The following is a 9,548-nucleotide window of genomic DNA, read 5'->3' on the forward strand; positions in this document are numbered from 1 at the left end:
TCTTCGGGGCAACCCTGTGCTCAACTCAACAACAACGCCATTCCCGGATCGCCCTTGGCCATGGCGCGCTGATAGGCTGGGCGGGCGCCGATGCGTGACAGATAGGCGCGGATGTTGGGGTATGGCGCGAGATCATAGGGCAGGAAATAGCGCATCGTGGTCAGCGAGAACACGGTCATGATGTCGGCTGCAGTGAGCGCATTGCCTGCGAGATAGTCCGCCTCGCCGCAGCGCGCCTCGACGGCGGCGAAGGCGCGGTTGAGCCGCGCGCGCATCGCCCCGAGCATGGCATTGTCCTCGGGAAGATCGAGCCGGTTCAGGATCATCAGCCGCCCCATCGCCGCCTGCAAGGTGCCGTTGGCGAAGTGAAACCAATAGAGATACGAAGCAAAGTCCGGATCATTCGGCCCCGGCCGCAAGCGACCCTGGCCGTATTTGGCGATGATGTATTCGACGACAGCGCCGGATTCGGCGAGGACCAGCTCGCCGTCGGTGATGACCGGCGCGGCCCCGATCGGATGCAGCGCCTTGTACTCCGCCGGCGCCAGGATGGTCCTGGCGTCGCGCGTGTAGCATTTCAGCTCGTAGGGAATCTCCAGCTCCTCGCAGAGCCAGACGATGCGTTCGGATTGGGATTTGCCGAGGTGATGAACGGTCAGCATCGCGCTACTTCACCATCGCGCCGTAGACGATATCCTGCACCTGCTCGCGATAATATTTGCGCAGGTCGCCGGGCGCCGCGGTGCCGACCACCACGACGAGCCGCTCCTTCGGGTCGCAGAAGAACTGCGTGCCGTAGGCGCCGTTCCAGCTGAACTCGCCGGGATTGCCGGGCACCGCCGACAGGCCCTCGCTGGTCCGCACCGCCACGCTCAGTCCAAAGCCGAAGCCGGCGCGATGCGGCTCGACATTGGCGACGGTGTTCTTGATCTCGGGCCCGAGATGGTTGGAGGTCATGTGATGCACCGTCTTCGGGCTCAGGATGCGTTGTCCGTCAAGCTCGCCGCCATTGAGCAGCATCTGGCCGAAGCGGATGTAGTCGCCGATGGTCGCGAACGAGCAGGCGCCAGCGCAGTCTGACTTGGTCGGAGTGTCCAGCAGCCTGATCGCCTGCGGCTTGCCGGTGAGCGGATCGTTCGGGAACGGCCGCGCCAGCCGCGGCCGCTGCGCCTCAGACGGCGCGAACGTTGCGTCGACCATGCCGAGCGGCTTCCACACGTTGTTGGAGAGATATTCGCCGAGCCGCTGCTCGCTGACCTTCTCGACAACGGCGCCGAGCACGTCGATGGAGAAGCCATATTCGAACTGCGTGCCGGGCTGATGCGCCAGCGGCAGCTTGGTGATGCGCTCGATGAAGGCCTGCGTGTCGCCCTCGATCGCCGGCGCGATGCCGTCTGGATAGAGCCGCGCCACCGGGCTCGCGCTGTCGGGGCGGCCGCCATACATCAGACCCGAGGTGTGGCGGTAGAGATCGTGGATCAGGATTGGCCTCGCCTGGGGCACCGAGAGCAGCGCGCCGTTCTCCTGCACCATTCCGACCTTCATGTCGGCAAAGGCCGGATAGTAGTCGGCGAGCTTCGCCTGCAGCGGCAGCCGGCCCTGCTCCATCAAGGTGAGCCCGGCCACCGCGGCCATCGGCTTGGTCATCGAGGCCAGCGCGAAGATCGCGTCGAGCGGCATCGGCGTGCCCTTGACCGGATCGAGCTGGCCATACGCCTTGTAGTGCACCAGCTTGCCATCGCGCGCGATCGCAACCACCGCGCCGGGCACCCGCTTGGCTGCGATCTCGCGGGCGAAGAAATCGTCCATGCGCGCCAGGCCCGCCTGCGAGAAGCCGACCTCGTCGGGCTTGGCTTCGGGCAGAGGTGCAGCGGCGAGCGGGGACGCGAGCGAAATGAAGGCAGCGGTTGCGGCCGCGCGGATCAGTCTGTTCAAGAGCACCTCCCTGACGCGAACACGATCCCGCTTGTGGTCACGGGATTCGAGGATGTCCGCCTGCCCAAGCAGTAGGGCAGCACGCGGCGAACGACAAGCGCTCGCAACAAGATCGCATCGCAATGAGCGTGTTCGCGGCTGCACAAGCTGACCTCACCACGATTGTGGTTCGCTCACGTGCAAGCTGCACAGCAACAGGCAGCAACGTCCCTCGACAGATCACGCGGTATGGGTCCCGGCGTTCGCCGGGACGACACGGGTGGTTGGGGCCTGCGGCGCGCCACATCGTCCGCTGTCGTCCCGGCCTTGAGCCGGGACCCATAAACACCGACGCGGGAGTTGGATGCGGCTGGAGCCACAGCGCTGCATCGACGGCGGGAACAGCGCGCGCCGGGAAGGATTGATTCCGACCGACCTTCGAATCGAGACATTCGCCATGACGGCAACCGAGCTCGCCAATCACTATCGCGCCTATCTCGTCTGCCTGAATGCGCAGGCGTGGCCCGCGCTCGGCGATTTCGTGCACGAACGTGTCGTCCACAACGGCCGGCCGCTCGGCCTCGCCGGCTATCGCGACATGCTGATCGGCAACTTCGCCGACATTCCCGATCTTCGTTTCAACATCGGTCTGCTGCTGTCGGACCCGCCGCGCGTCGCGTGCCGGCTGGACTTCGACTGCACGCCGTCAGGCGAATTTCTCTGCCTGGCCATCAACGGCCGACGTGTCGTCTTCAGCGAGAACGTGTTCTACGAATTCCGCGACGGCCGAATCGCGGAGGTGTGGTCGGTCATCGACAAGGCGGCAATCGAGGCACAGCTTTGAGCAAGAGCACTGCAGGCGACGCACAACTATGACGTAGATCGAGCCGTTGCCAAGCTCACCGCTGTCGTCTCTGCGAAAGCAGGGACCCATAACCACGGCTGCGTGTTGTTGCGCTCGGTGTCGACCACCCTGCCCGATGGAGAGATCACGCGGTATGGGTCCCGGCTCAAGGCCGGGACGACACCGGTGACGGAGGGGCGAGCTTGCAAGCACTCGTGCAACTGCACGACCGCACCACGATCACTGAGATCGCGCGCGTGCCTGCGAGCTTGGATCACTCTACCCGATCGCGACGCCGCCGCCGATGGTGCGGTTCAGCACCTGCGTGGTGCGCTCGATGCGCTCGGCCGCGGCGTTGAGGGCCTTGGCGACGGCGACCTGCGTGGCGCGGGCGCGGTCGGCGGATTGGCTGCGGACGTTGCGCAGACTGTCGAGCTCCTGCTCCAGCATCTGCACGCGCTGATTGGCGTCGATCAACTCATCGCAGACGGTAAGCGCGGCCATCACCGTCAATCGCGCATCGCCGATCTCGCCGAACTTGCCGCGCAGATTGGTGATGCGCGTTTCGAGGCTCTCGGCGAGCTTGAGCAGGCGGAGCTCCTGGCCCTCCTCGCAGGCCATACGATATTGGCGGCCGTTGATGGTGACGTTGATGTGGCTCATTCGTCATCCTCATCGTCTTCAGCGCCGTCTTGCCCGGCGCCATTGAGCACCGCGCGGATGGTGCCAATCGCAGTGTCGAGACGCTCGGCGATCTCGCGGTTGGTGCGCTCCAGCCGGCGTGTCTTCATCAGCGAGCCGTCGAGCTCGTCGGCGAGGCGGGAGCGGTCGGCGCCGAGCGCCTGGATGCGCGTCGCCAGCTCGTCCTCGTCGCGATCGGCCTCGCGCCGCCGCTCGACCGCGCTCTCCAGCGCGTCGAGCGCCGTCATCAGGCGCCGCGTCGCCGCCTCCAGATCGGCAGCGCCGGGTTCCACCTGGCCGGCAAGATTGGCAGGGTGATCGTTCATGACGCGGATGCGAGGCCCTTATACCGCCTTCCGGATAGCGACAAAAGCCGCTGTCCGGCAAGCGCTTACGGGGAAAATCTTACGTGCTGGGCGAGCCGAGTGCAACGCTCGGCGGAAACTATGCACTACTAAGCAACTTTTGGGACGCAAACGACGTTGCATTGCCTTTGATTCCCGGAACTGAGGTGCTAATCAGCCCGCAAAATCCCGGCCCGCCAGCGATACCGGCGGCTCTCCTGTCATCAGCATTTCACGTTTGGACGGATTCCAGCATGACGCAGGTCGATCATTCCCGCATGGCCAATGCCATCCGCGCGCTCGCGATGGATGCCGTCGAAAAGGCGAAATCGGGCCATCCCGGCCTGCCGATGGGCGCCGCCGACGTCGCCACGGTGCTGTTCACCCGCGTGTTGAAATATGATGCCGCAGCGCCCGCCTGGCCGGACCGCGACCGTTTCGTGCTGTCGGCCGGCCACGGCTCGATGCTGCTCTACGCGCTGCTGTATCTCACCGGCAACGAGGAGATGACGCTCGACCAGATCAAGCGCTTCCGCCAGGTCGATTCGCTGACCCCCGGCCATCCGGAGAACTTCCGCACCAAGGGCATCGAGACCACCACCGGCCCGCTGGGACAGGGCATCTCGACCGCGGTCGGGATGGCGCTGGCCGAGAAGATGCTGCAGGCGGAGTACGGCAAGAAGATCGTCGATCATCACACCTACGTGCTGGCGTCCGACGGCGACCTGATGGAGGGCATCTCCCAGGAAGCGATCGCGATGGCCGGGCACTGGAAGCTCAACAAGCTGATCGTGCTGTGGGACGACAACGGCATCTCGATCGACGGCCCGCTGTCGATCGCCGATTCGGTCGACCAGGTGAAGCGCTTCAAGTCGGCCGGCTGGGCCGCCGAGCTGATCGACGGCCATGACCCCGAGGCGATCGCCGCGGCGATCGCGCGGGCGCAGAAGTCCTCGCGTCCGAGCCTGATCGCCTGCAAGACCACCATCGGCTACGGCGCGCCGACCAAGGCCGGCACCTCCAAGGTGCATGGCGAGGCGCTCGGCGCCGAGGAGCTGAAGGGCGCCAAGGAGAAGCTCGGCATCTCGCAGGAGGCTTTCTCTGTGCCCGACGACGTGCTCGCGGCCTGGCGCGAGGCTGGCCGCCGCGGCGCGGCTGCCCGGACGGAATGGGAGACGCGGCTCGGCGAGATGGGTCCGCGCAAGCGGGCGGAGTTCGAACGCCGGCTGCGCCACGAGCGCCCCGCCGCACTGGCGAAGGCGCTGAAGGATCACAAGAAGGCGCTGCTGGAGAACCCGCTCCACATCGCCACCCGCAAATCGTCGGAGGCCGCCATCGAGGTGATTGCAGCGGCGATGCCGTTCGAGTTCGTCGCAGGCTCCGCCGATCTCACCGGCTCCAACAACAACAAGGCGAAGTCGGCCACCTCGTTCTCGGCCAAGACGCCGAAGGGCCGCTTCATCCACTACGGCATCCGCGAGCACGGCATGGCGGCGTGCATGAACGGCATCTTCCTGCATGGCGGCTTCGCGCCGAACGGCGCCACCTTCCTGGTGTTCTCGGACTACGCCCGCGGCGCGATGCGGCTGTCGGCGCTGATGGGCGCGGGCGTCGTCTACGTGCTCACCCACGACTCGATCGGTCTCGGCGAGGACGGCCCGACGCACCAGCCGGTCGAGCATCTCGCGGCGCTGCGCGCGATCCCGAACATGCGCGTGTTCCGCCCGGCCGACGCGGTCGAGACCGCCGAATGCTGGGAGCTCGCGCTGAACCGCACCAACGGCCCGACCGTGCTGGCGCTGACGCGGCAGAACCTGCCGCAGCTGCGCACCAATGCTCCGGCGGACAATCCCTGCAGCCATGGCGGCTATGAGCTGGTCGCCGCGCAAGGCGAAGCCAAGGTGTCGCTGTTTGCGACCGGCTCGGAGGTCGAGATCGCGGTGGCCGCGCAGAAGCAGCTCGCCGAGCGCGGCATTCCCGCCCGCGTCGTCTCGGTGCCCTCGCTCGAGCTGCTGCTGGAGCAGCCGGCCGAGGCCAAGGCCAAGATCATCGGCAATGCGCCGGTCAAGATCGCGATCGAAGCCGCGGTGCGCTGGGGCTGGGACGCGGTGATCGGCCAGGACGGCATCTTCATCGGCATGCATTCGTTCGGCGAGAGCGGCCCGTACAAGGAGCTCTACAAGCACTTCGGCATCACCGCGGAAGCGGCGGTGGACGCGGCGGTGAAGCGGCTGGGGTGATCTCGCCAGCTCGTGGCCGCGTCATTCCGGGGCAGCCCGCCAGGGCTGAACCCGGAATCTCGAGATTCCGGGTTCGATGCTACGCATCGCCCCGGAATGACGAAGGAGAGAGCGGGGACGATGGTGCGGCAACGGACGTCCACCTCTCCCATCGGGAGCGGTAGACGGAGATCGCGGCGGACAGCTCGATCGCAAAAGGAAATATCGCGCTATCCAACGCGAGAAACCTCTCTAAAATCGTCTGATCAGATGATCCGGTTCGCATAGTCCGCCCATGCCCACAGTCCCCAACGCCACGACCGATACGGCCGATCGCGCGCTGGCGGTGCTGCATTCGGTGTTCGGGCTGCCGGGGTTTCGCGGCGCGCAGGAGAAGGTGGTCCGGCATGTCGCCGAGGGCGGCAATTGCCTGGTGCTGATGCCGACCGGCGGCGGCAAGTCGCTGTGCTATCAGCTGCCGGCCCTGTTGCGCAAAGGCTGCGGCATCGTGGTGTCGCCGCTGATCGCGCTGATGCGCGACCAGGTCGCCGGCCTGATCGAGGCCGGCGTCAACGCCGCCGTGCTGAACTCCACGCTGTCCCGCGAGGAAGCCGACGAGGTCGAGCGACGGCTCATCGTCGGCGATCTCGACCTGCTCTATGTCGCGCCGGAGCGGCTGGTGACGCCGCGCTGCCTGTCGCTGCTGGAGCGCGCCGAGATCGCGCTGTTCGCGATCGACGAGGCGCATTGCGTGTCGCAATGGGGGCATGACTTCCGCCCGGAATATATCGGCCTCTCCGTGATAGCCGAGCGCTTCCCCGACGTGCCGCGCATCGCGCTGACCGCGACCGCCGACGAGCTGACGCGCAAGGAGATCGCGGAGCGGCTCAGCCTCACCGATGCGCCGCAATTCGTCGCGAGCTTCGACCGTCCGAACATTCGCTACGAGATCGTCGACAAGCACAATGGGCCGGCGCAGCTCAAGGCGTTCATCAAGGAGCGTCACCCGGGCGACGCCGGCGTGGTCTACTGCCTGTCGCGCGCCAAGGTCGAGGACACCGCGGCGGCACTGAACGAGGCCGGCATCACCGCGATTCCCTACCACGCCGGGCTCGATCCGGCGGTGCGCTCGCGCAACCAGGATCGGTTCATCAACGAGGACGGCGTCGTCGTCGTCGCCACCGTCGCCTTCGGCATGGGCATCGACAAGCCGGACGTGCGCTTCGTCGCGCATCTCGATCTGCCGAAGAGCATCGAGGCCTACTACCAGGAGACGGGCCGCGCCGGGCGCGACGGCAAGCCCTCGACCGCGTGGATGGCCTATGGCCTCTCGGACATCGTGCAGCAGCGCCGCATGATCGACGAGTCCACCGGCGCCGAGGCGTTCAAGCGGATGTCGATCCGCAAGCTCGACGCGCTTGTCGCGCTGGCCGAGACCGCGAGCTGCCGGCGCAAGCTGCTGCTCAGCTATTTCGGCGAAACGCCGGTCGGCGAGAACTGCGGCAATTGCGACAACTGTGTGTCGCCGCCGAAGATGCGCGACGGCAAGGTGATCGCGCAGAAGCTGCTGTCCTGCGCCTATCGGACCGGCCAGCGTTTCGGCGCCATGCATCTGATCGACGTGCTGGTCGGGCGGGCGACCGAGCGCGTCAGGCAGTTCGGACACGATCAATTGTCGGTGTTCGGCATCGGCCGCGAAATGAATGAGAAGCAGTGGCGCGCGGCGCTGCGCCAGCTGGTGGCGATGGGGCACCTGGCGCCCGACAGCGAAGCCTATGGCGCGCTGAAGCTGACGGCGTCCTCGCGCGGCGTGCTGAAGGGCGAAACGCCGGTGATGCTGCGCGAGGAGACCGCGAGCACCCGCGCCATCCGCAGCAAATCGCGGCGTGGCGAGCTGGTGGCGCGCCCCGCCGCGGCCGCCGACGCCCCCCTGCTCGCGAGCCTCAGGGCGTGGCGCTCGGAGATCGCGCGCAAGCGTGGTGTACCAGCCTACGTCGTGCTCCACGACGCCACCATCGACGGCATCGCCAGTGCCCGCCCGACCACGCTCGGCCAGCTGCGCGATATACCAGGGATCGGCGACAAGAAGCTCGAGCATTACGGCGAGGAGCTGCTGGCGCTCATAGCTGCATCGCGCTCCTCAGGAGCAGAATCGCGAGCAGACGGTTGAGATCGGCGCAAAAAAGGTCTACCAAAAGGCCCTTATCGTCCGCTCCCGTCCGGCAGAACCGGTCGGCATTAGTTCCAAAACCCTCGTGGCGCCCCGGTTCGGAGGACGCAGACGGGGACGAGAAACGTCATTGAAGGAGACGAAAATGGCAGTCCGGGTCGGGATCAACGGGTTTGGCCGCATCGGCCGCAACGTTCTGCGCGCCATCGCGGAATCGGGCCGCAAGGACATCGTGGTGGTCGGCATCAACGATCTCGGCCCGGTCGAGACCAATGCCCATCTGCTGCGCTTCGACAGCGTGCACGGCCGCTTTCCCCACACCGTGACCGTCGACGGCGACACCATCGACATCGGCCAGGGCAAGATCAAGGTCACCGCCGAGCGTGATCCGTCGAAGCTGCCGTGGAAGGATCTCGGCGTCGACATCGCGCTGGAATGCACCGGCATCTTCACCTCGAAGGACAAGGCCTCCGCGCATCTCACCGCCGGCGCCAAGCGCGTGCTGGTCTCGGCCCCGGCCGACGGCGCCGACGCCACCATCGTCTACGGCGTCAACCACACCTCGCTGACCAAGGAGCACCTGATCGTCTCCAACGGCTCCTGCACCACCAACTGCCTGGCGCCGGTCGCCAAGGTGCTGAACGACACCGTCGGCATCGAGACCGGCTTCATGACCACGATCCATGCCTACACTGGCGACCAGCCGACGCTCGACACGATGCACAAGGATCTCTACCGCGCCCGCGCCGCGGCGATGTCGATGATCCCGACCTCGACCGGTGCGGCCAAGGCGATCGGCCTGGTGCTGCCGGAGCTGAAGGGCAAGCTCGACGGCGTCGCGATCCGCGTGCCGACGCCGAACGTCTCGGTGGTCGATCTCAAGATCGTCGCCAAGCGCAACACCGAGCCGAAGGAGATCAACGAGGCGATCAAGCGCGCCGCCGAGCAGGAGCTCAAGGGCGTGCTCGGCTACACGACAGCGCCGAACGTCTCGATCGACTTCAACCACGACCCGCACTCCTCGACGTTCCACATGGACCAGACCAAGGTCATGAACGGCAACCTCGTGCGCGTGATGTCCTGGTACGACAACGAGTGGGGCTTCTCCAACCGCATGGCCGACACGGCCGTCGCGATGGGCAAGCTGCTGTAAGCCTCTCCCGGTCATTCCGGGGCGATGCGAAGCATCAAACCCGGAATCTCGAGATTTCGGGTTCGATGGTGCGTCAACGGAGGACTTCACCTCTCCCATCGGGAGAGGTCGGATTGCATCGCCAGATGCAATCCGGGTGAGGGGTTCCGGACGATCTTCTGACAGAGCCAAGCCCCTCACCCGGCGCTGCGCGCCGACCTCTCCCCGATGGGGAGAGGTGAAG

At 66.3% G+C, this 9,548-nt stretch carries 8 protein-coding genes; 4 read left to right on the top strand and 4 right to left on the bottom strand.

Annotated features, from left to right (window positions below):
- Positions 1-20: 20 nt before the first annotated feature.
- Both BRAO375_RS20410 and BRAO375_RS20415 read right to left on the bottom strand, forming a co-directional pair.
- Positions 21-662: a glutathione S-transferase family protein gene (locus tag BRAO375_RS20410; RefSeq protein WP_009029339.1), complete on the bottom strand. Its 642-nt coding sequence runs from the start codon at positions 660-662 to the stop codon at positions 21-23.
- A gap of 4 nt (positions 663-666) precedes the next feature.
- The gene (locus BRAO375_RS20415; protein ID WP_502688934.1) at positions 667-1,935 is read right to left on the bottom strand and encodes a serine hydrolase domain-containing protein; all 1,269 of its coding nucleotides are present in this window, start codon (positions 1,933-1,935) and stop codon (positions 667-669) included.
- Positions 1,936-2,371: 436 nt separating this feature from the next.
- On the opposite strand from BRAO375_RS20415, the gene BRAO375_RS20420 reads away from it, so the two are divergent.
- Positions 2,372-2,758 (top strand): ester cyclase, encoded by a 387-nt coding sequence (locus BRAO375_RS20420; RefSeq protein WP_035641468.1) that lies wholly within the window; start codon positions 2,372-2,374, stop codon positions 2,756-2,758.
- Positions 2,759-3,037: 279 nt separating this feature from the next.
- Here BRAO375_RS20420 and BRAO375_RS20425 read toward each other — a convergent pair whose 3' ends face one another.
- A complete protein-coding gene (locus tag BRAO375_RS20425; RefSeq protein WP_009029342.1) occupies positions 3,038-3,421 on the bottom strand; it encodes a cell division protein ZapA in 384 nt (127 codons plus the stop codon).
- Positions 3,418-3,765: a DUF4164 domain-containing protein gene (locus BRAO375_RS20430; RefSeq protein WP_009029343.1), complete on the bottom strand. Its 348-nt coding sequence runs from the start codon at positions 3,763-3,765 to the stop codon at positions 3,418-3,420. Before BRAO375_RS20430 ends, BRAO375_RS20425 begins: the two co-directional genes overlap by 4 nt.
- Positions 3,766-4,037: 272 nt before the next feature.
- On the opposite strand from BRAO375_RS20430, the gene tkt reads away from it, so the two are divergent.
- The 3 genes from tkt (at position 4,038) to gap (ending at position 9,325) form a co-directional block, all read left to right on the top strand.
- A complete protein-coding gene (gene tkt / locus BRAO375_RS20435) occupies positions 4,038-6,023 on the top strand; it encodes a transketolase (RefSeq protein ID WP_009029344.1) in 1,986 nt (661 codons plus the stop codon).
- 274 nt (positions 6,024-6,297) lie between these two features.
- Positions 6,298-8,172, top strand: a complete 1,875-nt coding sequence (gene recQ / locus BRAO375_RS20440; RefSeq protein ID WP_009029345.1) for a DNA helicase RecQ — start codon at positions 6,298-6,300, stop codon at positions 8,170-8,172.
- 145 nt (positions 8,173-8,317) lie between these two features.
- Positions 8,318-9,325: a type I glyceraldehyde-3-phosphate dehydrogenase gene (gene gap, locus BRAO375_RS20445; RefSeq protein ID WP_009029346.1), complete on the top strand. Its 1,008-nt coding sequence runs from the start codon at positions 8,318-8,320 to the stop codon at positions 9,323-9,325.
- Positions 9,326-9,548: the final 223 nt, after the last annotated feature.

This window comes from Bradyrhizobium sp. ORS 375, assembly GCF_000239775.1.
Taxonomy (GTDB): Bacteria; Pseudomonadota; Alphaproteobacteria; order Rhizobiales; family Xanthobacteraceae; genus Bradyrhizobium.